The following is a 23,728-nucleotide window of genomic DNA, read 5'->3' on the forward strand; positions in this document are numbered from 1 at the left end:
CCCAATCGGGATGGTCCGCCGACCTGTCGTAGGCGCCGGGGACACCGGAAGGATGCTCGTGGGACATGGTCGCTCCTCAGAAGCGCAGGACGGCCCGCACGCGCTCGCGCACGGTGCGGCCGAATTCGATGGAGACAGGGGTTTCGGCGACCACCGGCCCGGCCGGGACGATGCCGCCTGCCGGCAGCCACCGGGCGCCGGGCGCAAAGCCGGCCGCGGGGACAGCCGAGAGAACGAAGCCGACGCTGAATGCCGTCGAGCCAAAGCCGTCGCCGAAATCGGTCATGGCCTCGATATAGAGGCGCGTGGCACCGGAAAGCTCGACTGCATATCGGTTGCTGCCGATGGCATAGATGCCGCCGGGTGCCGGCCGCACGGGCCAGCGAGCGCGCGCGCGGCGATAGCCGATGACGGCGCCGTCCGCGTCGCGGAATACGGCCCAGGCGGTTCCGGCCGGTACGGCCGCCAGCATGGCGACGGAGCGTGCGTGTTCGGCGTCCGAGGTCCAGGGCGCATCGGGCCATGGGATATCGTCCCAGCCCAGTTCGACCTCGCCGGTCGGCTCGATCCAGACGCCGAGCGCCTGCAGCTCGGCCTGGGTCATGGCGTGGTCGATGTCGTAGGGCCGGCCGAACGACCATTTGACGTCCGATTGCGGGATGCGAACGCCCGAATAGGCGCTCCAGAGCGTCTGCCCCCAGCGCGTGCGGCCCCATTCCAGTGCCCGGACGTCATAGCCGTGATAGCCGCGCCAGAACGTGGAGCGCTTCGGCAGGGAGAGCGTGGTGACGCCGTCGATACGGATAAGGTCCGCTTCGTCGTCCCGCACCCGCTCGAGCGCGATCTGCAGCACGTTCCAGAAGCGCCGGCGCGGCGGCGCCTCGTCGAGAGCCGCGCTGTATCCGAGCCAGCCGAGCGCCCGAAAGATCGATGCGGGCGTGCCGCGCACCCGCTGCCATCGGATGCCCTCGTCAATGAGGTCGTAGAGGTTCGGCACATAGGGCGTCAGCTCACCGAGCCCATACTCGTAGACGAGAAAGGGCAGCCAGCTCGGCGGGGGATTTCGCAACTTGATGCCCCGCATCGACGACACGGCGTCGTGAGTGCGGGCGAAGAGGTCGGTCGCATCCGCATAGGCGCGCTCGAGCTTCGTTGACGCAGGCGGGAGGAGAGCCGATGCCGCCACCATCAGTAGTCACGGCCCATGTTGTTGAGGACGATGGCCCCAAGGCTGATAGCGCGCTCGGGCGGCGCGATCACGTCCGCCCACGGGGTGACGATCTCGACGCGCTGGATACCCGGGACCATGAGGCGGGCGGTCAGCCAGGCGCGGGTCAGGTCGAAGCCAAGGCCCGTTTCCGCACCCCAGCTCGCTCGCAGCGTGTCTGGCAGGACCTCGAGAAGCGCGTTAGGCGCCTCGGGCAGGAGCCAGACGTTCGCCTCGAGATTGACAACCTCGAAGACCGCGCTTTGCACGACGATGGTGTCGTTGACCATGCGGACCGCCGGGTCGTTCAAAGCGGCCTCGACCTGCGCGAGGAGCGAAGCATCCGCGACACCGTCGTTATCCGTCGCATAGACGGCGACATAAACCGTCGGATCGTTTCCGATGCGATAGACGACAGCGTCAGCGACGCGGACCGATGCGCCGAGCGCGACGCTGCGATAGCGGGGCACCGTGCCGCCCGTCGACCGCCCTTGAATGGCGAGGATCACGCGACGCCGAAACGCATCATCGCTCTCACCAACGAGGCGGATAACGTCGTAGAAGACCGCGAGATGATCGAGGTCCGAGCCCGTCGCATAGGCGAGCAGGTTCGCGCGGATCGCATCGTTGATCCGCGCCCGGACAAGCATCTCGACATAGGCATGGACCTGAAGGAGCTTCGTCGCCGGCTCGCTTTCCAGCGCGATGATCGGCGCAATCTCAGGCATGCGCGCGATCATGTCGGCCTTGGCGATGCCGAAAAGCGCCTCGAAGTCGAGCTCCTCGATCGCCTCGGGCGGCGGGAAGCTCGAAAGGTCGAAGAAAGTCCAGTCAGACATCGCCCTCGTCCATCACGTCATAGCGCGGCCCGGTGCCGCTCAGGGCCACGCGCTTGCGCCCGGCCGGCGTGAAGTCCCCGAGGTGCCCACGCGGCCGATACTCAAGCTCCATGCGCACGCCCGCGCGCCCGTTGCGCGCGACGGAAAGGGGCGTGACCTGGATGAGGCGAACGCGCGGTTCCTGCTCGAGCGCGACGCCAACCGCAGCAAAGAAGCGGACGAACGTCTCGGGGACCATGTTTTCGCCGAGCAGCCGCGGGACAAGGCTCCCGTAGTAGCGGCGCATGACGCGCTCGCCGAAACGGGTTGTGAAGATATCCCCCAGCGATTGCGCGACATGCGGCCAGCCGTCGAGGCGCGCGCCCGTGTAGCGGTTCATGCCGACGCCGGTCGACATCGATATCAGCCCTTCGCATTCGGCTTGCGCCCGCGGCGGGGCGGCGCCGGCGGGACATAGGGCCGGATTGTGCCGAGGCGCAACTCGTAGGCGGCCTGGCTGTCGGTCAGCCACAACCGGCCGTCTACCGGCCGGCGCTGCCCGGCCACCCACGGCCCGGCACGATCCGTGACTTCGTACAGCTTGCGCTCTTTCATGGTGCCCTCACGGGATGCGGAAGAAGGGACGCCCGGACGTGGCGTGGCCGCAGGAGGCAAGGTGCCCCTGCCGGCAGGCCGGGATGCCGCCGATGCGGAATGTCGATGTGCCCTGCACCATGACGGGCATGGGCGAATGCGGCGGCTCGCCATGCGGCGCGACGCGGTCGCCGACGACGACGGCCGGCGAGCCGTTGATCTTGAACCATGGCACCTGCAAGCCAAGCTGGACGCCGCCAGCGACATCGATGCCGACGAGAGCAATCCCAGGCATCGGGATACCTCAGTTGTCGAACTGGTAGTCGGGCGCCTGCATCTTGAGGCCCGCGCCGGTCAACTCGAAGGTCGAGCCATCACATTCGATCAGGATGCGGGGCACCTTCACGATCAGCTCGCCCTCGCGCAGCTCGAAACGGAACTGCCCGAATGTTCCGACGTGCTCGTTTCCCTTGTCGCTCGGCGCAGGGTTGCGATCCGACCATGTCATGGGGACCGCGAGCCCTTGCTGAAAGTCGCCGGTCTCACTGATGACCGTCATCTGCTGGCCGACACTCGGCGGCGAATGAACCTTGAGCGCGCCCGCCATCTGCGCATAGGGCACCCACGGCGACAGGAAGGGTTCGGCCGCGCTCTCTTCATTGAGGCGCAAGCGGACTTTCCCGGCGGCCGGGTCGACCTCGGCAACGCGGCCTCGCTTGACGAGGCCATCCTGCCGGCGCTCCACCTCGGCGATACGCCGCAGCAACTCCGCCAGAAGATCGCTCAGCGTCATGGCGTCTCCTCGGGGCCGTCCGCGTCGGCCGCTGTTTGAGCGTCGATCGTGAAGCCATCGGTCAAGTCGAGTGCCGCAAGCGGCGCGCCGTCTTCGAAGGGGCGGTCGCTGATCCACGTGGCTTCGTCGTCGGCGAGGCCGAGCGCAGCACGGACGCGCTCCCACGGTTGAAGCTCATTCGATACGATCTCGGCCTCGACGATCCGGCCGATCGAGCCGAATTCCGGGTCAGCCTTCAGCGCGGCGATGATCCGCGCCCAGGCGTCGCCCTCGTGCGGCGCTGTGCCGGGCAGGGGCTCGGCGATATGGTCGACCGTGTAGATGAACTGCCGAGCCGCATAGCGGACGCCATTCGTCTCATCCGCGCCGCGCCGGCTCGCGATCGAATGGACCTTGACGACGATCGAGCGCCAAAGGTCGCTCCACTCGCCGCCGTCCGCCGCAAGCGCGCGGGCGATCTGCCAGCCCAGTATATTCAACGACGCCTCGAGGCCGGCATCCGAGGCCGGGATCGTCAGGACGTCGGGCCCATCCTCAACGGCGAGCTTCTTTGCCGTCGCAATCTCGATGACCAGCTCAAGCCGATGGTCTCCGGCGAGCAGGTCGCGCCCCTCAATCGCGAACTGATCGTCATCCGTCGTGACGATGATGAAGGGCGTCGTCGCCTCGGGCGCGAGCGCATCGAGCGCCTTGATCGTGCTGTCGAAGACGTTGTCGCCGGCGAGCGTCCGGCCCTTCAGCGCCCGGATCGTCGCGAGGCGGATGGCGAGGGACGTCAGGCTCATGCATCAGCCTCAATCACGAGGTAGGCCGCAACGTCGCCGCGATCGGAAGAGACCGGCTCTCGGGAGAAGAGGTACCGCGGCAGGCCTGGGCGATCGACGAGGACAACTCGATCCCCGGCGCGCAGCTCATAGCCGATGGACGAATAGACCGCCGGCGGAAACCAGATCATCGCCTTTCGCTGCGCAAGGGTCGTCACGCCCTGCATGTCGCTGCCCCGCCGGCGGCCTTCGAGCCCGTCGACAGTGGGCGTCAACGCGACGGTCGCGCGCGTCAGGACGATAGTGCGAGCGGGATCGGGCGCGGCTTCGGCATATTCGCTCGAAACCAGCGGCTCGATCCTGATCGGCTCGCTGAAGGTGCGTGCGACCGCCCTGAAGGCGGTCGCCGCGATGTTGCTGCCGAAGCGCACGGCGTCAGGTCCGCTTGCCCTTCAGGAGCGTCTTGGGCCGCGTGCAATACTGAAGCGCGTTCGTCTGCACATCGAGATTGCGGCCCTTCCCGTTCGGCATCGGGTACTGGCGCGAGTAGAGGCGGCGGCCCATGGTGTTGACCGTCTCCTCGTAATCGGCCGGCGCGTAGACCGTCTTGAAGAGGCCCGGAACGCCGGTCGGGAAGATGTGGCACTTGTCGGGCTCGATGAAGTCCTGATTGCCGACCTTGCCGCGATAGTTCTCCCACATGATGCCGCCGAAGGGGAAGGCGCCATAGCTCATCCCGCCCGAGACGTAGGACTGCCGCAACTCCTGCGCGGCCTGCCAGTTCATGTAGGTGTCGCGGACTTCCTTGTGCGCGATCAGGTCGTCAAAGAAGGCATCACCGCAGAAGGCATGAAGGCCGCTGAAGGGGATGCCGCCGAGGATGCCGGCCATCTGCCGGATCACGCCGGCGCACTTCTTGCGCAGCGCGCCGCCGGCCGGGCTCGCATTGTCGAGATCGAAGTCGATCTCGGGTTCCTGCGTCACGCCGAACTCCTGAAAGAGGTTCAGCGTCGAGCCGTCCGCATAGGTCACGACGCCCTTGACCGCGCCGATGCGGGCGAACTCTTCCGTCGCCGACATGCTGTTGACGTGCGTGCGCTGGCGCTGCGCGACCTTCTGAATGACGGTCTGAAGCGCCCGCTCCTGGCCGAAGGCGCGCACGTTCTGGACCTCCTCCGCATAGATCGCGTCGTTGATCTCGAAGTGCGGGATGATGAGCGAGCGCAGGTCGCGCTTTTCCTTGTCGACCGTCGTGCCTGGGCCGCCGCGGGGCGTCGGGGGCACGAGGACGAGAATATCGCCCTTCTTCTCGATCGCGATCGTCGTGGTGTCGACGCTGTTGACCTCGAAGAGCCCCATCTGCCCGATGCGTCCGGGCACGAACGAGATTTCGTTGATGGCATCGGTCAGGTTCGTGACCGAAAACGCATCGTCATTGAAGATGTCCAACATCTGTCGGGTCTCCTGCTACTGCCGTGACGTTGGACGTCAGCGGACGATGATGCCGGCCTCGGCGAGGGCGGCGATGGCGGCGGCCTTCTTTTCGGCCGTGATGCCTTCCGGCCAGGCGAGGATGTGGCCGTTGACCTCGCAGTCGCGGACGAGGCCGGCGATTTTCACCGTCTCGCCAGCGCCGGTCTTGGCGCCATAGATCGCGATCGCGCCGGCGACCTCGCCGCCATCGGCGCCCTCCGGGTCGTAGGCGACGGCCTGATAGTCGCCGGCCTCGACGCCAACCGTGATCGTGAATGCGTCGCCGACGACGAAGTCAGTCGATCCAGCGGCGATGGTGAATTTGACCTCGCGGTTGAAGGCCGTGCCCACCGTCGCGGTGCCGATGCCAACGCCGCTCGGGTCTTCGACCTTGAACTTTCCGCCGCCGGCCGCCGCCTCGATGCAGACGACGCGATAATCGCCGTTCTTCGCCTTGGCCGAGACGGCAGGATCGGCGAGCGACAGGGCACCGTCGCCGGTATTCCCATGGACAGCCGAGACCGAAGCCGTGACGGCATCGGGGACGGCGATCAGCGCGAGGATCGTTCCGGCCTGGAACTCCTGATTTTCGGCGATCGTCAGGTTCTCGCGCGAGCGACGGCCGTTCGCCTCGGTCAGGATGAATTCGCCCGCGTGACGGGCTTCGTAAAAGACGGGCATTGTGAACCTCCGTCAGGGGGCTGGTGAGAAGAGAGGGCAGGGCTCAGTGAGCCGCGCCCTTGACGTTCCCGTTCATGGCGCTGATCGCGTCCTTCCAGAACGCCTTGGCCTTGTCCGGCGCAGCCGGGGGCGCGGCGTCCGCGGGATTGGCGGTGACGAGGCCGCCCGGCGCGTCCTTGGCGCGCGGGCCGGCCGCCGCCGCTTCCGGCGCCTTGGGGGCGTCGGTCTTGGGCTCGGCAGCGCTCGCCGCCGGCAGGCCGGCGAGGATGCCCTTCGCGACCTCGGCCGAAAGGTCGGTCGTCAGCGCGATGTGCTGGGCCGAAGCTTCACGGCCCTTGGCTTCGTCGAGCGCCATGATCGCCTTGATCCGGTCGCGCTCGGCCAGGGCGCCTGCCTTGCGGCCCTCGGCGTCGCCTTCCTTTCGCGCGGCGGCGACGGCGGCCTCATGTTCCGCCTTCGGAATGTCCGTCATGCTGATGGTCCTTTTGCTTGTGGGCGGCTTCGGGGAGCGCCCCTCGGCCAATTCGGCGACGACCTGCTCAAAGGAACCGAGCCTGTCGGCCATGCCGGCGGCGACAGCCGCCGCCCCGACGAGAACGTCGCCGCGGCCGAAGCGCGCGACGACGTCATCGGTCTTGACGCCGCGGCCCTTCGCGACTGCGGCGATAAAGACGTCCTCCATCGCGTCGATGGTGCGCTGGATGCGCGCGCGCCCCTCGTCCGACGCGAGGTCGGTGCGCTTTCCGGGAGCGCGGGAGGAAATGAACTCGACCTTGCCGGCCTTGCGATCAGCCTCGGCCGTGTCGGTCAGAACAGCGCGGACACCGATCGACCCGAGAACGGCTGTCTCGCTGATGACGATCTCGCTCGCCTGAGACGCGAGCCAATAGCCGGCCGACGCCGCGGTCCCGCCGGCATAGGCGACAATCGGCTTGCGCGAGCGCGCATCGAAGATCGCTTTCGCCAACTCGTCGGCGCCGCTGACGGTCCCGCCCGGCGTATCGAGATTGAGCACGACAGCACGGATCGACGGGTCGTCAAGCGCGACCTGAAGATCGCGGCGCATGACGTCGTAGGACGTCGCGCCCGAGATCGCCGTGAAGATGTTCGCATAGCGGAACATCGGGCCACGCGCGTCGATGATCGCGACGCTGCCGCGCTGCGTCATGCGCTCGGCCCTGGGCGTGTGCCGCGCGCGGTACGCCTCAAGCGCCTCGATGGAGACCTCGTTGTCCCGCGCGGCGACCTCGACGATGAGATCGAGCCCTTCGGCCGTGATCGCCCACGGCTCCGCGATCGCCGCCAGCAGGGCGCGCGTGTGGTTCGGCATCGATGCTGTCCCCTCAGAGCGGATTGAGCGAGCGCCGGCGCGAGCCGGCGGTCACGGCAAAGCGCCGCTGCCTGGGCGGCAAGCCCTGCAATGCCCGGCATTCGTCCTCGGCGGCCCACCACGCGGCGCGCAGCTCGGCGAGCGATCCGCCGGGATGCGTCCAGACCTCTTGCTCGTTATCGCCAGCGCGGAAGCGGACGCGCTGGTTGCCGCCGCCGGTCAGGCGGGTGAGATATGCCTTGCGCAGCGCATCGGCGAGGGCGCACGGATCGCTCGGATCGATGTCCTCGATATCGCTCATGCGTCCTCCGTAACGAGCTTATCGCCGACCGGGTCGGGGGCCAGCGTGTTGCCTTCGGGGAGGCCGAGCTTTTTGCGCTTCGCCATTTCGCGCGCGCGCTGCTCATAGACGTCCTCCCAATCGACGCCGAGGTCGGCGCAGATCATTTCGTCGGAGACAACGCCAAGCTCCTTGTAGGTCTGATGCGCCTTCGCGGCCTTGAGGTCGTCGGCCTGCGGCTTGGCAGGGCCGCGCCAATCTGCGGCGACCGCGGCGGGGCGATTGGCGAGGAAGCCCATCAGGCCGCCCGGAAACTCGATCCTGCCGGCCTCGATCTCCTCCTCAAGCCACGCCTCATAGACGTGCTGAAGGAAGCGACCGCAGACATTGGCGCGCCGGGCGAGGATGATCGGCCAGATTTCGGCCGTCGCCATGCGCACCGACGAATAGGTCGCGCCGGTATAGTCGCCGGTCAGCGTCTCGAAGGTCATCCCGAGGCAGCGCGCGATTTCTCGAAGAAGGAATTTCGCGAACGCCTCATAGGTGTCGTTTGGGTGCTCGGAGCGGTTGAACTTCAGCGCCTCGCCGGGGAAGAGATGGGCGATCCGGCCGACGACGCCGAGGTCGATCTTCGTCGAGCGATACCAAGCCTCCTTGGCGCCGAAGAAATCGAAGATGTCGCCGGACGTGCCCTGCTCGTCCTGATCCTGAAGCGCTTGAAGCATCTGCTCGGTCGGCGCCTCGCTCTCGATCGTCGCGGCAAAGATCGCCTGGATGAGCGCGGCGGTCAGCGTCGCGTCGGCGAGCTGGTCGAACTGCCGGACGACGCGCAGGACGGGCGCGAGCGGCGTGATCCCGCGGACCTGCCCCGCGGCGCCTTCGAAGACGTGGATGACCTGCGGCCGGCCCGCGCCATCGCGGGCCGCGATGTCGACAGTGTCATTGATGAGCCGGTCGCGCTTGATCCGATAGGCGAGCGGCAGACCAAAGTCGTCGATCCGCACGCCCTGATAGAGGCGCGAAAGGTCATCGCTGTCCTGCACGAGCCGATGCGGCGGAACAATCTGAACCTTCGTTCGCGTCAGCGAGATCGGGCGATCAATGGCCGGCAGGAGCACGAGCGCTTCGCCATAGGCGAAATGCGAGCGTAGGACCTGCGCCGTCAGTTGGCCGATCGTGTGCGTCCCGGCCGCGTCGCATTCGACCGGGCTCTCAGACCACATGATCCACCGCCGCTCGACGGTATCGATCCAATCCTCGGCCTGTTCGTCCGACCATCCCAGCGCCTTGCGGTCAGGCATCGCCGAAAGGCGCAGCCCAACGCCGATCGTGCTGACGATCGACTGCTCGACCGCGCCGGCGATCCATCCCGAATTGTGCAGCGTATCGATCGCCCGCGCCGCCGCTTCGAGATAGGCCGAGCGCACGTCGTCGCGCGCGTCGCGCAGGGCCGGGCGCCAGGCGAAGAGGGCGGCGCCGCTGCCGGTCGTCGGCGTGCGGAAATACTGTGCCGACATGCCGGGCGATGACGGCGGCATGGCATCGCCGCGGCGCCCGAGCGAGCGCACGAGGTCTGCCGTGCGGGCAAGAACTCCCATCGATCCGTCCTATCGATTGAACCGCGCCGCGAGGTCCGCGAAGCGGTCGAATTTGGAAGCCGGCGGTGCTGCCGGCGGCGTGCCGTTCGCATCGGGGACCGGGATTTTGAGCTCCCCTTCGTCCTCGCTGCGCCGGCGAGCATTCGGCCCGAGGCGATGCGCATTGAGCTGGAAGGCCGCGGCAGCGGCCAGCGCTTCGCAATCAAGGAAGTGGTTCTCGCGCGAGCGCTGCACCCAAACCGGCTGTCCGGTTGGTGACGTCACGCGCGCCTCACTCACGATCTGCTGGCAATACTCGTCCGGCGTCTCCTCATGGAGATACCAAGCGCCGAGACTGTCCGGCGGATAGCGCAAATGCTCATGGACCCAGCTCTTCCAGTGGTCCGTGTCGAGACGGAAGAGATTGAGCCCATACTTCGCCGTCTTGCCGTCCGGCTTGACCTCGATTTGCGAGCGAATGATCGGCCGCGCCTGCCGCGCATAGCCCTTCGTCGGGAAGACGAAGCGCGAGAAGCGTCGCGCGAAGGCATAGACGCGGTGCTCAGGCACCGAGAACTTCTTGCCCGGCCGGAAGCCGCTGTCGACGAAGGCGAGCTTGATCGGCAGGCCGTCGATATCCTGCGTCAGCAAGTCCGCGAGGTCGTTCCACACGTCGGGCAGCGCGGTGTCGCCCCAAAGCTCGCCGGCATCGATCAGCCAGGACGTCGCCCGCGGCCCCCATGCGCGGATCACGAACGGAAGCCGGTTCTTCTGCACGTCGACGCCGGCCGTGAGGAAGGCCACGCTTTCGAGGAGCGAAGACTGCAGCGACCGTGGCGCATAGGGCGCCTTGAGGCGGGCGACTTCCTGCCATTCCGGAACATCGCCGCCGCCCGGCGTGAAGACCTCGCCGAAGCCGGCATTGATCGCCGTCTGGATCTTGTCTTGCTCACCTGAGGCGAAGGCCGTCAGATAGGCCTCGGCGCGCTGACCGAAGGACACGAATGGCGAGGCGAGCCCCGAGACCCAGAAGGATAGCGTCGACGTGTCGGGCGGATCGCCGCGGACAACGCCATTCTCGTCGATCGTCTGACCTGGCGCCACGTAGACGCCACGCTCGTTCATCCCCGCCTTCTGATCGTTCGTGATGGCGCAGCCATTGCGCGGACAGATCAAGACCGCCTCGCGCCTCGCTTGCGCCGGCGTGGCCGTCTTGGGCCAGTGAAGAAGCTTGAAGCGCGGGATGAACCAGCCGGCGCAGTGCGGGCACTGCCATGCCCAGTGATAGCGCGTCCCCTCCTGCCACAGCCTCCAGATGGCAGAGGGCACGTCCTCGGAAGGGACCGTCTTCCAGAACTCGAGGCCGCTTTCTGGATCGGTCTCCACGTCCACCATTCCTTGCGACGGCGTCGAAGTGATCCCGGTCACGAAGTCGGCATAGGTGATGCCGCGCGCTTCCACGAGGCCGAGCGGGTCGCCCTGCCCTTTGATGTTGGCGAGCATCTCGTCGTACTCGTCGACGAGCGCCAGGCCGGCCGGGTCCGACTTGAGCGCTGAGGAAGATCCGGCATGCGCGAGGCGAACAGTGACGCCCGCAACGCGCTTCAGCGTCTTCTTCATCCGCTTTCCGCGCGCGACCTTCGACTTGAGCTTCGCGGCCTCGTCGAAAAGCGCCATCAGCCGCGGCTCAAACTGATCGGTCAGAAAATCCCGGCTAGGGCCCACGTAAAGGATCGGAACCGGTCGAGTGTCACAGCGCTCCCCGATGATGTCGAGGAATGCCTCGGTCTTCCCGGACTGTGCCGCGGTCACCATGACGACGCGGCGATACCGCGGATCATCGAAGCCGCGCTCGAAGGGGACGACGTAGGGTGTCAGATATGGATCGCGCCGTCCCGGCTTGCCGGATGTCGGCGGGTAGACGCGATTGTCGGCGCCCCAAGCATCAGGCGTCGTCCTCTTCCGCGGTTCCGAGTGGATCGCGGCCAGATCGAAGAGCCTCGCTTGCTTCTCGGAACGCCTTTTCGGATCGAGCAAAGCCCCCATGGATGCCCTGTGCTATCGCCTCGCGCATGGCGCGATCGCGCGTGACGGATGCTGGGACGCCATCAAGCTCGGCCCGCAGCTTTCCGAAGATGTGCGTGACAACTGCCTCTACATCGGCCATTTCGACGAGACGGCCCTCGCGCTCAGCGATGCGGAGTTCAACCTCGCGCTGCCGCGCGGCCTTGAGGCCGCTGTCGGCCTGGACTTTCGATGTCCGCCGCTCCTCGTCCTTGAGGAAGCGGATGTAGCCTTGAACGACGGCGCCGAGGGGGTATTTCCCCTTCACCGCCTTTGGGAAATAGCCCATCCCGGCGAGCTGCCGCAGACGCGCCTCCGTCAGCATGAGGAGGTGCGTCGCCCCCCTGGTCGAGATCATCTCGGCGAGCACGCCCTCGCCCGCATCCGCCTGCTCGGAAGCCTTCTGCATCATGCATCCTTGCGTCAACGCATTGACCCTGCCGAGCGAAGCGAAGTGCGGTTTGCGAAACTTCAAACATGCGCGAATTTGGGGCCGCGGCGATGGCGCAGGCCGTGCACCCCCCAAAAGGTACCTAACCGAGGGGGCCGTGGTCGGCCTGCGGAAGGCAGAGAAGCCCCGCGGCGGGGCGGGCCGCAGGGTAGGTGGCCCTGTGGGCATGGCGCCCGTCTCCGGGCTTCTCTGGCCTTCTGTGCCCCCGATGCATTTCTGGTTGCTCTGCCTTCATCGATGCAACCTGATGGATGCATCAGCGATTGAAGAGCCGCATCAGCTCATGCTCGACGCGATTGAGGACGAAGGGGCCGACCTGATCCCATTCGTTGATGGTCGGTGACCGCATCATCTCCCTTGCGATGTTCGGTCCAAAAAGCGCCTCCAAAGGCCCGCGCTCATTGGTTGTCCTCTTGAATACGCGCCCGCCATAGGTCGGCACGATGAATGTGCCCTTGAAGACACGACGCATGCGCCAGGGCGCGGCCGAGACGCCGCGCTTGCCCTGCCGTGCTCCGAAGAGCGAGAGGTTCGTTTCCTCGCCGACTGCGATGAGCGAGTAGGCGAGATTGTTCGGCGTCGCACGGTCTTCCGTGACGGCCTGCCTGATTTTTCCGTAGACGATGCCGGTCTGCCGGACGAGGGAGCGACGGACTTGCGTGCGGGCCTGATCGCCGCCTCGATTGAGCGCGCGCATGAAGATGCGCCTGGCGTCCTTCTCGGCAACGAATTTGAGATGCTGCCCGAAGCGCTCTGCAACCTTGTCGCCGACGATGATGACGCGAGACGTCGTCATGAGACCTCCGGTTGCCTCGCGCGGCGTCGTTCTCAGCGTTCTTCACCGGAGACGTCGTGACCGAGCGAGCGCTCGCCTTGTGGCTCGCTCATGTCGTGACGGTGAGACTGGGAGCGTCGCTCCAGGTGGCCGCGCGTGAAAGGCGCAAGTGTGGGGAGAACGCGCGACGAAAAATCGGGGGGTCTGGTCTCACTTGTCAAGGAAGGGAGGTGTGACATTCGCGGGGGCGCTGTGACATCGGCTCAATGCCAAGCGTAGCTTGCACTTGAGCCGGTTGCATCGCGCGCGACCAGTGTCACGCGATCCATAAGCCTTTAAAAACATGACAGTTTTTTCGCGGACGCCCGGAAAACTCGTGACACCGCGCAAGCGGGTCAAGGGCGTTCAAAATTGATGAGGTCCAGCAATAGGGTTAGGCCTCGTTCGCGCTTGCGGTGAAACCCCGAATAGGACCACTGGCGGTTGCGACAGAGGCGCCGCAGGTTGTACCGCCTTGCGGTTGCGAGAGCCCACGCCTGCAACACTGTGGCTGCACCCGGCTCAGCGCGGCGAAGGCGCGCGAGCCAGTCGAAGGCCTCGTGCATCTCGCTGATGGCTACGGCACTCGGCCGTAGCCGAACGCGATTGCGATGCTCGTCATTCTGGCGCCGCTCGTCGTCTGCCTGCATGCGCTGATACCAGAGGTCGAGTGCATCGTGGACATAGGCTGGCATGGCGCGGCCGAAGCCGCGCGGCCGTGCGCTGTCTGGCAGAGCATCAAGGGTGAGGAACGCCTGCTGCAGGCGCCAGGCCAGCCATTCCTTCGTGCCCGGACGCGGGGGCCCGCGCTCGTCGAGGGGCCGCTCGAGGTTGTTCACCTTGAGCTCGTCGAGGTCGATCGTGTCGGCGCGCGGCTTGGGGGACATCATCGTCCTTTCTCAGGGACAGAGGCGCGATGACAAGGGACAAGCGACGGCTCGCGCAGGGACAGGCGGGCGCGTTCCGAGGGACAGAAGCGGCGCGGACAGGGACAAGGCGCGGCGCGCGCCGTCTCGGCGATCATGCTCCTGGTCAGGAGAACGGAAGGAGATCATCGATCGCCTCCGCAATGGCATCGGCCAGCGGCTCGGAGCGCTTGCGGTATTCGGGCGGGTCGATGCCGAACACGCGCTTGTCCGTCCGCCAGATCCATTCGCCGTCCTTGCCGATGAAGCCGGCGAGGAGGAGCTTCTCGGCCGCACGGTCGCGGGCCTTCTTCACCCGCTCCTTCAGCGCCGCGGGATCCTCGTCCTCGCCCTGGGCGAGCCGCTCGTATTCGTCGCGCCACTCGCTCAGGGTGACGCACTCGACATTCGCCGGCGCCCGGATTTCCTGCGGCGCCGCACGGCCCTTGCGCTTGAGCGCCTCGGCGAGGCCACGGAATGCCGTCTCGAGGTTCGGCTTGAGGTGCCAGCGGCCATCCTCGGAGATGCGTGGCCCCTTGGTATCGGTGATGCGGGCGCTCGTGTCCTCGACGGCACCGGCCGGCGCGGTCACGACACAGGACGTCACGGGGTCGCCGTCGGCGTCCCGGCCGGTCTCGACCTGGCGCAGCACGAAGGTGCAAACGGGCCCTGTCTCGCCCTCGCGCTGCTTCGTCAGCACCGCCTTGCGCAACGGCCGGCCGTCGGCGTCCTTGAGCTGGATCGCGTGCTTTCCCTCCTCACGGGTGGCCCAGTCGACGTCGATCGTCGTCTCGAAATCGCCGGTGAGCGATCCATGTCCGCGGGGCCGGCCGCCGCCGGCGGGCTTGTGATGCACCACGAGGACGGAGCACTGGCAGGCCTCGACGATCCGCATCACGCGGGCCCGGACGCGGGACACGTCCTCGCTGGCGTTCTCGTTCGCCCCCGGCGTCGCGGCCGACCAGGTGTCGAGCACGATGAGGCCAAGCGGCTCCGAAAAGACGGACCCCCAGTGCAGGATTTCGGCGATAAGCGCCTCGACGTCCTCGTCGCCGGAGAAGAGGTCGGCGCGGCGGGTCAGCACCACCATGTCGATGCTGTCCTCGGGCCGCAGCTTGTGGTGCAGCGCATAGGCCTGCTGGCGTTTGCGGAAGCCCTTGCCGCCCTCGAAGGCGCAGTAGACCACGCCGGCGCGGCGGACGCGGTGGCCGAAGAAGTCGACGCCGCGGGCGACGTGGGCGGCGAGGTCCTGTGTCCAGAAGCTCTTGCCGGTCTGGGGGGCCCCGTAGACCAGGACCGCCTCGCGCATCGGCACGATGCCCTTGACCAGCCACTCATAGGCCGGCCCGGGCTTGAAGATGTCGCCCCACGTGATGGCGCCGAACCGGCTGTTGAACGGCGGCGGCTCCCAGGCTGGGAGCTGGTCGACATAGGCCTCGAGGCGCTCCAGCGTGCCGTTGCCCTCGGCGATCCAGTCCGTGACGTCGGCCTTCGCCGGCATGTCGGGCCAGATCGGCGCGAGGTCGCAGACCCTTACCCGCTTCGCGATGCCGGTGAGGCTGCGCGCGATATTGTCGGCGCGCTCCCGGCCGGCCTTGTCGTTGTCGATCGGGATGACGATGTCGGCGCCGCGCAGGAATTCGGCGTGGAGCTCGGGGTTCCAGTTCTTGGCGCCCCCGCTGTTCGTCGTGGCGACGAGCCCGAGCCGCTGCAGGGTCTCGACGTCCTTCTCTCCCTCTGGAAGCCATATCGTCTCGCCGGCGGCGACAGCCTCACGGATCTCGGGGAGGCGGTAGAGCGTGTGCTGCACCTCGCCCAGGTTCCAGATCCAGCCGCCCTTTCCGTCCGGCCGGCGTTGCACGAAGGTCTTCTTGCGGCGGCCGTTCTCGTCGATCCATTCCTTGCGGCAGACCTGATAGAGCAGATCGCCGGCAAGATCGGTGTAATCGTAGAACGCGGTGATCTCGGGCTTCGTCGAGAGGAACGGTTTACCGGCAGGAGGCGGCGGTGCGTCGCGCTCATCCCATGGCGGCACGCGCTTCTCGTCATCATCATGGTCATGAATATGGTGGGCAGCACCACCGCCCCTGGCGCGACGATCCTGCTCCTCGACATAGATGCCGGCGCCGAGCTCGCGGTTCATCCACTCGATCGCCTCCCGTCCCTCAACGCCCTTCTCGCGTTTCAGGAAGGCGAGCACGCCTCCGCCGATTCCCTCCTCATGGTCGAACCAGGTGCCCTTTTCGATATCGACCGAGAACGAACCGCCCCGGCCCCAGCGCAGCGTCTTGTTCTTCGACAGCACGCGGTTCGGCTCGCCGCGCAGGAGGCGGGCCGCCGGTTCCATCCATTTGCTGAAATCGATGTCGCTGGGACGAGCCATGACCGCTACGACGCCGCCTCTGCCGGGTTGTGTGCACGCTGGTTGCGGCGTTGCTCGCTTGGGGTTGCCCAACGGCAGTTCCCCGGTCGGTAATCGCCATCAACGTTGATGCGATCGATCGAGTGCCGCGGCGAGGGGCGTGGCCCCATGTCTCGATAGAAGACGCCGAAATCGTGCCACTCGGGGCAGACCTTTATCCCTCGCTCGCCGTAGTGCTTATAGGAGACGTGTTTCGGGTTCCCGCAACGCTGCCGCATCGCCAGCCAAACGCTGTATTCCGGAGATTGCTTCAATCCGTGCGTTCTTGGGGTGACCCTGGCCTTCTCTTGGCGCAGGCAGCCACAGCTTTGGGAAACGCCCCGACGAAGCGACCAGCCGACAATCGTTACTTCCGCTCCACAGTCGCACTGGCATCGCCACGCGATGTGACCACCTCTCCGTTCGGGATCGGCGCTGATCACAAGCAGACGGCCAAATCGACGGCCCGATATGTCTTTGGCTCTACCCCCAAGGGTGCCCGCCATGCGACCCTCCTACCGATTATCGTCAAGAATGTTGGCGATCAGGTCGACGGCGTGGCTGTCATGCCCGATCGTCTCGAGGAGCCGGTAGACCAGCGCGCACCGGGTTATGCCGCGGGCCTTGGCCGCCACGTCGAGCGCACGAACGGTCGCCGGCGTGATGGCCGTGATGCAGATCGTTGTGCCGCCGTCGGGAGACTGGACCGAGATGCCGGCGCGCCGCAGGAACTGGCGCACCGCCTCGGGCGTGGAAGCGACGAGGGGATCGGCCGCGATATCGGCGGCGCGCAGGCCTCGGCCGGCCAAGAACGCCGTGCGGGCCAGGCGGAGCTTCTTGCTGGGAACAGGTCCGCTCATATCGTGCCCCCGATGCCTGCTGTACGCGCGACCGCGGCGCGCTTGCAGCGCTCCCATACACGCGCCGCCTGCCGTCTCTTCCGATCCCGCCGATGAGCCGCCTTGCCGAAGCGTTCAATGATGTTGATGTGGACGCCGCCGCCGTTCGCCTTCGCGCATTCGTAAGCTTCGAGATCAATCGCCTCGCATTGGAGGTTCGCGGCCGCATAGGCACGCTCGGTGCCGCGTTTGAGACGCCTCAGTTCGGGCGGAACGAGCGGCCAGTGCTTCCCGCATATCCATTCCGAGAAGCGGCCGGCCTTCGTCGTGCGTCGGCAGAACGGGACGCAGCAAGGCAGGCGCCCGTTCACGTCGACACCCCGTCATCGAGCACCGCATTGACGAGATTGCCTTCAACAACATGGGCCAGGAGCCGATAGCAGAGCGCCTCCATGGAAAGCTTCCGCGCCTTCGCGTGTGGCACGAGAAGTTCGCCAAGGTTTTCGTCGATGTTGACGGTCCACTTCTTACGGGGCAGGCGAGACGCCGCACGCGGATCGCCCTTGAGGCGCGCCTTCCTGACAGCCATCAACACCGTATTCGTGCGGTTAGCCCCGACGAGCCGCGCTATCTCGTGCCCCGGTAACCCCTGGGCCCAGAGATCAAGGACAGTGTTGTGGTCGATCATCCGCCGTCGCGGTTTCGGCTGATGGCGCGGTGTGTCCATCATCGCATTCATGCCGCCCTCCCCCCGACAGTGACCTTGGCGAGGAGCTTTCGGGCCTCATCCTGGACGCACAGCAGCCGGGCGAGGGTCGCGTCGACCGCAAGAAGGAGCCGCACGTCCTCGGGCTCAAGGCGCACGAAGGTGCCGCAGAGGCGACCGTGCCGATCCGTGCAGCGGTCGACGATCCGAGCTGTCAGCGCCTGCATCTCGGCGAGCGTGGGTTTTCGCGGCTGTTCCGTCATGGCGAGCCTCCGAACAACACCAGTTCCTTGGGAGCGGCGCGGCCCCAGCGCGCCGAGGCATAGTCGTGCAGCGCGACAGCATCGGCCCGGTTGTCGTCGCGGCAGTCCCGGTCGAGCAGCCCGAGCAGATGACAGCGATCGATGAAGAGCTGCTTCTTGAGCCTGCGGTCGCCGACGCGGCCCCGACCTATAAAGTGCTTCGAGATTGACTGGGCATGCGCCGCGGCGACGCGGACCCGGTAGCAGCCGGCGACGGCATAGACCGCGCCGAGGTAGCCGAAGGTGTTCGCGGCGGCATGCCCGGACTTCTGGCCGCCTGGCTCGAGCGCGGCCTCGATGACGATGAGATCGGGACGCTCGACCGAGAGGTGATCGCGCAGATGGCGCCCGAGGCGTGCCCACGCTTCCTCGCGCGTATCGTCGCCCCGCTTCAGCTCCCACGATCCGCTGGTCGGCCGCTTCCCGGCCGGGCCCATTGCCCAGCCGGTGCGACCGCCGAGGTCGAGCGTCCAGATCAGCATCGGGGGACCCCCAGCGCTCTCTCAGCCTCCCATCCGTGGCGGACGATCCGGCGGTGGACCGCCTCGTAATTCCTCCCGAGCCGCTCACAGGCCTCCGCCAAAGTCATGCGAGACCCATTTATGATGACCGCCCTCGATGTGCGGCGATTGCGGGCCTGCTCTCGTGCGGATGCCCAGCGACAATTGCCAGGCTCGTAGTTGCCGTCATTATCGGGGTAACGGTCGAGTGTATGGCCTGGGGGACGTGGCCCCATGTCTTCGACGAAGCACTCGAATCCGCCCTTCCCACCTTCACCGAAGCGCCAGCGGTCGCAGACGCTGATCCCACGGCCGCCATAGCTTGGGAACGACGCGTTTGATGGAGAAAGGCACCTGGCCCGCATATCCTTCCACGTCTTGTAGAGTGGGTGACTTCGGAGGCCATGCCTCGTCGCAGCGGCGGCAGATCTCTCCCGCTGAAGGCACCCGCAGCTTTGCGTCTCGCCTTTCAGAAGGCTGTAGGCTGCGGGCTTCGCAGTGTTGCCGCAGTCACATCGGCACCACCATTTCGGCACATAGCGCTCCTTCCCCGCAAAACCGATGACGGTCAGGCGGCCGAACCTGCGGCCGTCCAGGTCAGCGAACTTTCTGGCCGACGGCTTCGGATGAATGCGAAGGGCGATCACAGCATTCGCCCTCACGCTGCCGGCGGCTGAGGTTGCTCGTCCTTGCCTCGTAGGAACCGAGGTCGAACGTCTCCAGCCTCGCCCTCGTCGTCGGCCCCGGGCATGCCGACGATGCCCTTGATGCCCTTCTTGAGGGCCTTCACGTTCTTCTGCGTCTGGGTCTCCTCGGCCTTCTGCACTGCGGCCTGGCCGAGCGGCAGGTCCGACAGGCCGCCGAGGGCCTCCCGGATCAACTCGACGCTCTCCTGGTCCTCTTCCTCGAGGCCCTCGAGCACGGCCTCGGCCTTCGCCTGCAGATCGCGCATCTTCAGGTGAGCCTTGAGGGCGCGCTTCGGCACGCCGTCGTTGCCGGCAAGCTCGAACACCTTGTTGATCATCTCGCGCTTGTCGCGGCAGTACTTCATGTACTCGCCCTGCTTCGACAGCATGTCGGCCTTGTGCCGGTCGATCTCGCCGATCCAGCGCTTGAGCTTCTCCGCATCGAACCCGTTGGACTTCGCAGCTTCAGGCATTGCTCGCTCTCCTTTCAGGCGGCTTGCTCGGCGGTGATTTCCAGGAGATCGAACAGGGTCGGCACCGCCATCCGCTCGGCGGCGGCCTCGACATGCGAGACGCCGTCGCGGAAGTACTTCCGATCGAGTTCGATGCCGATGGCCCGGCGACCGAGCCGGATCGCGCAATAAGGGACGGTCATGAGGCCGCCGAAGGGATCGAGGACGGTCTCGCCCTGCATCGACATCTGCACGATGACGCGGTCGACGATGTCGAACTGCAACGGGCACAGGTGCTTTTCGCGGCCGGCTGCGGCCTGGATCGTGTTGAGCGTGCGCATCCGCGTCACGTCGGTCCACACGTCCGGGTGCCGCGAATGCGGCGGGATCAGCATGAAATCCGGCGGCAGGAGGTTGTAGCGGTCGAGCTCCTCGGCGAACGCGACGTGCGTTCCGAAGTCGTAGGCGTGCTCTTCGCAATACCGCTTCCAGCCGCGGAAGATCGGCTTCTTGTCGTCGGGATTGGCGCGCCCGATGCGGACGAGATCCTGCAGCTCGGCCGGCAGCAGGAAGCGGTTGCCGTCCGACGGCATGTAGCCGTGGGCGTCCAATTGCCACCGGCCGCGAGAGTATCCGGTGCCCGGCACCGGGCGCTTGTCCCGCTGAAAGGGCTCCGTCGGCCCATCGGACCCGGCGACATAGACGAGAGGCTTGTCCTTCACGACCGGTTCGTCGGCATAGCCGTTGCCGCGATCGGTCGGCGGCTTGCGGAAGATGAGGAGGTATTCCGGCATGCCGGCGCCCATCCGCGTGCCGTCCTTGCATTGCTCGGACCAACCGAGGCGATAGGTCTGGCTGTTCTCGCGCACGACGTCGGTCGCGATGGTCTTGCGCGCGAGGAAGGCGAAGCCGTGCCGCCGAAAGTGCGCCACCGTCAGGTCGCTGAACGGCGACACGGTCTGGAAGCCGAACCCGTTGATGCCGCCCGGCACGATCCGGTCCTTGACGTGGATGACCGCGTTGCGCCCAGGTTTCAGGACGCGCAGCAGCTCCGGCGTCAGGAAATCCATCTGCTCGAAGAAGTGCTCGTCGCTGTCGGTGTGGCCGAAGTCGTTGTAGCTCGGCGTGTATTCATACTGGGTGGAGAAGGGAATCGACGTGACGATGAGGTCGACGCTGTCGGCCTCCATGCGCCGGGTCTCTTCGACGCAATCGTTGTGAACCAGGCGGTATCCGTCGCCCTCGACCACGTCACGCTCGACGCCGATCGAGCGGCTCAACACCTCCGTCAGCGCGGCCCGGCCGAGGCCGTATTCGCGGATGATGGCGCTCATCCGCTCAGCCTGCTCTTCGTGCCGGCGCCATTTCGCCTCGAGGTTCCGGCGCTGCTCGCGCTCGGCTTCCGTGTAGATGAGGTCGAGCCGAACAACCGGGCTGGGCTGGCCGTACCGCACGAGGCGGTGGATCGCCTGAATGAAGTCGTGGAACTTCGGCCCGATGCCGAGGAACACGGCCCAGTGGCAATGGAACTGGAAATTGCAGCCCGCGCCCGACATCGACGGCTTGGTGGCGAGTTCCGCAAAGCGGCCGTGCTTGAAGTCGAGCGCGGTCTGCTCGTTCACCTCGGTCGGCTGCGAGCCGTAGATCGACCTGACGGTCGGGATGGCGCGCTCGATCGACCGCCGCTCGTCCTCGAGATCGTGCCAGATGATCCGATGGGCTTGCGGGTCCTCGGCTCGGATCTCCGCCAGCTTCACCATTCGCGCGGGCAGGCTATCCCGCTTCTCGCGCGCCGCGTCCTGCACGCCACGGGCAGCATCGCGCAACAGGCGCATTTGCCCGTCCCGCTCCTCCCCAGCCGCGGCGTGGTCGCTCGCGACCTCGTGCCAGCGGATGTCGAGATGCGGCAGCTCATAGCCGTCGTCGGAAAAGCCGATATCGGACGGCCGCTGCAGGAAGAGTGCCCAGGACGCGACCCACAGCCAGAACTCGCGTTCCTTGTGCGGATGGAGGGTGAGCCGATCGGCCTTCTCGCTGTCGCGCCTGAAGAAACGTGTCTTGGCCTGCCCGACGTCCATGATGTCGAGAAAGGCGGCATAGGCGAGCAACTCGATATACTCGTTCGGGTCCGGCGTCGCCGTGGCCACGAAGCGATACTTCACGCCCTCCGTCCGCACGCCCGCCTTGCGATCATCGCCGGCGAATTGCGCCATCAACTGGCGGAAGGTCTTCGTGCTGCCGAATCCGCGCAGTACCGCGGCCTCGTCGAGCGAAACGAAGCCGAAGGCGGATGGATCGATCTTGCCCTCGCGCAGGGTCTCGTAGTTCGTGAGGTTGATCGAATGCTCGTCGACCTCGTCCATGGATCGGATGAAGCGCATCTTCACGGCGCAGTCGCCGCGAAAGCGCGTCTCCGCCTCCTCGAAGAACTCGTGGCGCACGCCGAGCGGCACGCCGATGAGCGGTACGACGCCGGTGTTCTTCATGGCGAGACGCGCGAGCTCGATCTGGGCGCTCGTCTTGTGCATGCCGAAGCGCGAGAAGAGCGCGCGACGGCCACCATGGGCGAGCACCGGCACGATGGCGCGCACGAAGTCCTTCAGGTCTGGGTTGACCTCGGCCGGATCGACCTCGAAGCCGCGCACCGGCGCGACCTTGATCTTCCCCTCGAGGAACTGACGATAGGGATCGCTCATTTCTTGTCCCGCTGTGGCGGGGCCATCCACACCCGGGCGTGATGCTCCGGGCAGTAGGACGAGCCGAATTTCGTCTGGCAGCCGCAGTAGGTCGGCATGCCGCCTGGAGACGGTGCGCAGAGCCAGCGGCAGTGGTTTCCACGAAGATCGACAAGGCTGACGCCGCCGGGTGCGATTGCCTCGGCTTCCATCAGCGCGAGGGCCTCGCGTCCGCGGCGCGCCTCCGGATTGACGTGCTCGATCCGCTTGGCTTCGGCCTTGCGCGCGATGTTGCCGGGATGGAGCCGCTGCTTCTGTTCTTTCGCGGGGACGGCGGCCGGAGCCGCCGCCCCCGTCGTGCCGACCTGGCGATCTTGCGGGCAGCCCATTGCTGAAGGCTCACGCCCTCCCCTTCCGGAGGTCCCGCACGCAGATCGCCCTTTTTCCGGACCTGCACCGGCCGCCCGGTCGACCCGGGCCGCGGTGATGTCTCCCCCGGAAGGGATCCTGGAATTCTTCGCCGCCTTGGCGGCTCGCGGCGCGCGGCGTCGCTTCTGCGACGGCCTCTCGTCGAGGGCCGGGAAGTCGCGCCGCCGCAATCCGAGATGATGCAGCTTGCCTGCGACCACGTTGCGCGTGGGGGCGCCTATCTCGACCGCGATCTCCGTCGCGCCGAGGCCTCGGTGAAAAAGGCGGCGCAGGTCTGCGAGCCGCTCCTCGGTCCAATCGAACCTAGCCATCGGTCTGCCCCAGAAGCTTGCGGACCTCGGCCTCGTGGCCGATCAGGGACTTGAAGATCCCGGCGGCGGCGGCGATCACTTCTGCCGACCGGCGGACCTCGACGACGGCCACCGCAAGGGCCCTCTCGCCGCTGCTCGCCGACAGATGCTCGAGCTTCTCCAGCCCGAACGCTTCCCGCGTCGCCGCGAGCTGCAGTTCGACCGCGATCTCGGCAAAGGTCGGCGCGCGCGACATCAGCGGACCTCGCGGCGCCGCGTCAGGATGGCGACGATCTCGTCCTCGGCGTCCTTGTCGTCGGCCGAGAAATGCTGAGCCTCGTCGAACTGCCGCTTGGCGAGCAGGATGATATTCGTGACGGCGGCACGCACGGTCTGCATGCGGCGCTTCTCGTCCGCTGCCACGTTGCGGCTCGCCTCAATCGGATCAGCGCTCATGCTGATGCTCTCCATGTTCTTCGATGTGCCGGGAGACCACGGCATCGGCCGCGGCCTGGATGATGTCGTAGGCGGAGCGGGAGCCGAGCCGGACCACCAGGTATCCGAGCGCCCCGTAGAGGCATCCCTCGGCGAACTCGCGGGCCACTGCCGGGCCCCTATCGCTTTCGAGCTGCAGGATGGTCTTGACCATCTCTTCGGAGGTGGACGCGGTGAGCGTGTTCTGCATAAGCGCCTCCGG

General features: G+C 66.6%; 29 protein-coding genes. All 29 read right to left on the reverse strand.

What is annotated here, in order from left to right; all coding sequences use genetic code 11:
* Window positions 1–76: 76 nt before the first annotated feature.
* The 29 genes from P2T65_RS20300 to P2T65_RS20440 all read right to left on the reverse strand — a co-directional run bounded on the left by P2T65_RS20300 (window position 77) and on the right by P2T65_RS20440 (window position 23,716).
* Window positions 77–1,189 (reverse strand): phage tail protein, encoded by a 1,113-nt coding sequence (locus tag P2T65_RS20300; protein ID WP_276200572.1) that lies wholly within the window; start codon window positions 1,187–1,189, stop codon window positions 77–79.
* Window positions 1,189–2,046 (reverse strand): baseplate J/gp47 family protein, encoded by an 858-nt coding sequence (locus tag P2T65_RS20305; RefSeq protein ID WP_276200573.1) that lies wholly within the window; start codon window positions 2,044–2,046, stop codon window positions 1,189–1,191. The genes P2T65_RS20300 and P2T65_RS20305 overlap by 1 nt, the downstream gene beginning before the upstream one ends.
* Window positions 2,039–2,443, reverse strand: a complete 405-nt coding sequence (locus tag P2T65_RS20310) for a GPW/gp25 family protein (RefSeq protein WP_276200574.1) — start codon at window positions 2,441–2,443, stop codon at window positions 2,039–2,041. The genes P2T65_RS20305 and P2T65_RS20310 overlap by 8 nt, the downstream gene beginning before the upstream one ends.
* Before the next feature lie 5 nt (window positions 2,444–2,448).
* The gene (locus P2T65_RS20315; RefSeq protein WP_276200575.1) at window positions 2,449–2,640 is read right to left on the reverse strand and encodes a hypothetical protein; all 192 of its coding nucleotides are present in this window, start codon (window positions 2,638–2,640) and stop codon (window positions 2,449–2,451) included.
* A gap of 7 nt (window positions 2,641–2,647) precedes the next feature.
* Window positions 2,648–2,914: a PAAR domain-containing protein gene (locus P2T65_RS20320; protein ID WP_276200576.1), complete on the reverse strand. Its 267-nt coding sequence runs from the start codon at window positions 2,912–2,914 to the stop codon at window positions 2,648–2,650.
* A 9-nt stretch (window positions 2,915–2,923) separates the two neighbouring features.
* Window positions 2,924–3,412 carry a phage baseplate assembly protein V gene (locus tag P2T65_RS20325; RefSeq protein ID WP_276200577.1) on the reverse strand — a complete coding sequence of 163 codons (489 nt, stop codon included), beginning with the start codon at window positions 3,410–3,412 and terminating at the stop codon, window positions 2,924–2,926.
* Window positions 3,409–4,197: a hypothetical protein gene (locus P2T65_RS20330; protein ID WP_276200578.1), complete on the reverse strand. Its 789-nt coding sequence runs from the start codon at window positions 4,195–4,197 to the stop codon at window positions 3,409–3,411. The genes P2T65_RS20325 and P2T65_RS20330 overlap by 4 nt, the downstream gene beginning before the upstream one ends.
* A complete protein-coding gene (locus P2T65_RS20335; RefSeq protein ID WP_276200579.1) occupies window positions 4,194–4,607 on the reverse strand; it encodes a hypothetical protein in 414 nt (137 codons plus the stop codon). The genes P2T65_RS20330 and P2T65_RS20335 overlap by 4 nt, the downstream gene beginning before the upstream one ends.
* 4 nt (window positions 4,608–4,611) lie before the next feature.
* Complete coding sequence (locus tag P2T65_RS20340; protein ID WP_276200580.1) at window positions 4,612–5,628, reverse strand: major capsid protein; 1,017 nt, start codon at window positions 5,626–5,628, stop codon at window positions 4,612–4,614.
* Window positions 5,629–5,664: 36 nt separating this feature from the next.
* The gene (locus tag P2T65_RS20345) at window positions 5,665–6,330 is read right to left on the reverse strand and encodes a head decoration protein (RefSeq protein ID WP_276200581.1); all 666 of its coding nucleotides are present in this window, start codon (window positions 6,328–6,330) and stop codon (window positions 5,665–5,667) included.
* A gap of 43 nt (window positions 6,331–6,373) precedes the next feature.
* The gene (locus P2T65_RS20350; protein ID WP_276200582.1) at window positions 6,374–7,660 is read right to left on the reverse strand and encodes a S49 family peptidase; all 1,287 of its coding nucleotides are present in this window, start codon (window positions 7,658–7,660) and stop codon (window positions 6,374–6,376) included.
* 13 nt (window positions 7,661–7,673) lie between these two features.
* Window positions 7,674–7,961 (reverse strand): hypothetical protein, encoded by a 288-nt coding sequence (locus P2T65_RS20355; protein ID WP_276200583.1) that lies wholly within the window; start codon window positions 7,959–7,961, stop codon window positions 7,674–7,676.
* On the reverse strand, window positions 7,958–9,538 hold the full coding sequence (locus tag P2T65_RS20360; RefSeq protein ID WP_276200584.1) for a phage portal protein: 1,581 nt from the start codon (window positions 9,536–9,538) through the stop codon (window positions 7,958–7,960). Before P2T65_RS20360 ends, P2T65_RS20355 begins: the two co-directional genes overlap by 4 nt.
* Before the next feature lie 9 nt (window positions 9,539–9,547).
* A complete protein-coding gene (locus P2T65_RS20365; RefSeq protein WP_276200585.1) occupies window positions 9,548–11,563 on the reverse strand; it encodes a terminase gpA endonuclease subunit in 2,016 nt (671 codons plus the stop codon).
* Window positions 11,463–11,990, reverse strand: a complete 528-nt coding sequence (locus tag P2T65_RS20370; RefSeq protein WP_276200586.1) for a hypothetical protein — start codon at window positions 11,988–11,990, stop codon at window positions 11,463–11,465. Before P2T65_RS20370 ends, P2T65_RS20365 begins: the two co-directional genes overlap by 101 nt.
* A 298-nt stretch (window positions 11,991–12,288) precedes the next feature.
* Complete coding sequence (locus tag P2T65_RS20375; RefSeq protein ID WP_276200587.1) at window positions 12,289–12,828, reverse strand: hypothetical protein; 540 nt, start codon at window positions 12,826–12,828, stop codon at window positions 12,289–12,291.
* 374 nt (window positions 12,829–13,202) lie between these two features.
* A complete protein-coding gene (locus P2T65_RS20380; protein WP_276200588.1) occupies window positions 13,203–13,736 on the reverse strand; it encodes a hypothetical protein in 534 nt (177 codons plus the stop codon).
* Window positions 13,737–13,878: 142 nt separating this feature from the next.
* A complete protein-coding gene (locus P2T65_RS20385) occupies window positions 13,879–16,134 on the reverse strand; it encodes an AAA family ATPase (protein ID WP_276200589.1) in 2,256 nt (751 codons plus the stop codon).
* A gap of 533 nt (window positions 16,135–16,667) precedes the next feature.
* Window positions 16,668–17,012, reverse strand: coding sequence for a hypothetical protein (locus P2T65_RS20390; RefSeq protein ID WP_276200590.1), 345 nt, complete (start codon window positions 17,010–17,012; stop codon window positions 16,668–16,670).
* Entirely contained in the window at window positions 17,009–17,362 is a 354-nt protein-coding gene (locus P2T65_RS20395) for a hypothetical protein (RefSeq protein ID WP_276200591.1), read from the reverse strand. Before P2T65_RS20395 ends, P2T65_RS20390 begins: the two co-directional genes overlap by 4 nt.
* The gene (locus P2T65_RS20400) at window positions 17,359–17,730 is read right to left on the reverse strand and encodes a hypothetical protein (RefSeq protein WP_276200592.1); all 372 of its coding nucleotides are present in this window, start codon (window positions 17,728–17,730) and stop codon (window positions 17,359–17,361) included. The genes P2T65_RS20395 and P2T65_RS20400 overlap by 4 nt, the downstream gene beginning before the upstream one ends.
* Window positions 17,727–17,960 (reverse strand): hypothetical protein, encoded by a 234-nt coding sequence (locus P2T65_RS20405; protein ID WP_276200593.1) that lies wholly within the window; start codon window positions 17,958–17,960, stop codon window positions 17,727–17,729. The genes P2T65_RS20400 and P2T65_RS20405 overlap by 4 nt, the downstream gene beginning before the upstream one ends.
* Window positions 17,957–18,481 (reverse strand): hypothetical protein, encoded by a 525-nt coding sequence (locus P2T65_RS20410; RefSeq protein WP_276200594.1) that lies wholly within the window; start codon window positions 18,479–18,481, stop codon window positions 17,957–17,959. The genes P2T65_RS20405 and P2T65_RS20410 overlap by 4 nt, the downstream gene beginning before the upstream one ends.
* 676 nt (window positions 18,482–19,157) lie before the next feature.
* The gene (locus tag P2T65_RS20415) at window positions 19,158–19,658 is read right to left on the reverse strand and encodes a hypothetical protein (protein WP_276200595.1); all 501 of its coding nucleotides are present in this window, start codon (window positions 19,656–19,658) and stop codon (window positions 19,158–19,160) included.
* A gap of 14 nt (window positions 19,659–19,672) precedes the next feature.
* Entirely contained in the window at window positions 19,673–22,333 is a 2,661-nt protein-coding gene (locus tag P2T65_RS20420; RefSeq protein WP_276200596.1) for a DNA methyltransferase, read from the reverse strand.
* A complete protein-coding gene (locus P2T65_RS20425; protein ID WP_276200597.1) occupies window positions 22,330–23,052 on the reverse strand; it encodes a GcrA family cell cycle regulator in 723 nt (240 codons plus the stop codon). The genes P2T65_RS20420 and P2T65_RS20425 overlap by 4 nt, the downstream gene beginning before the upstream one ends.
* Window positions 23,045–23,287 carry a hypothetical protein gene (locus tag P2T65_RS20430; RefSeq protein WP_183316713.1) on the reverse strand — a complete coding sequence of 81 codons (243 nt, stop codon included), beginning with the start codon at window positions 23,285–23,287 and terminating at the stop codon, window positions 23,045–23,047. The genes P2T65_RS20425 and P2T65_RS20430 overlap by 8 nt, the downstream gene beginning before the upstream one ends.
* Window positions 23,287–23,487, reverse strand: a complete 201-nt coding sequence (locus P2T65_RS20435; RefSeq protein WP_276200598.1) for a hypothetical protein — start codon at window positions 23,485–23,487, stop codon at window positions 23,287–23,289. Before P2T65_RS20435 ends, P2T65_RS20430 begins: the two co-directional genes overlap by 1 nt.
* Window positions 23,477–23,716: a hypothetical protein gene (locus P2T65_RS20440; RefSeq protein WP_276200599.1), complete on the reverse strand. Its 240-nt coding sequence runs from the start codon at window positions 23,714–23,716 to the stop codon at window positions 23,477–23,479. Before P2T65_RS20440 ends, P2T65_RS20435 begins: the two co-directional genes overlap by 11 nt.
* Window positions 23,717–23,728 lie beyond the last annotated feature (12 nt).

The organism is Chelatococcus sp. XZ-Ab1 (genome assembly GCF_029309855.1).
In the GTDB taxonomy this organism is placed as follows: domain Bacteria; phylum Pseudomonadota; class Alphaproteobacteria; order Rhizobiales; family Beijerinckiaceae; genus Chelatococcus_A; species Chelatococcus_A sambhunathii.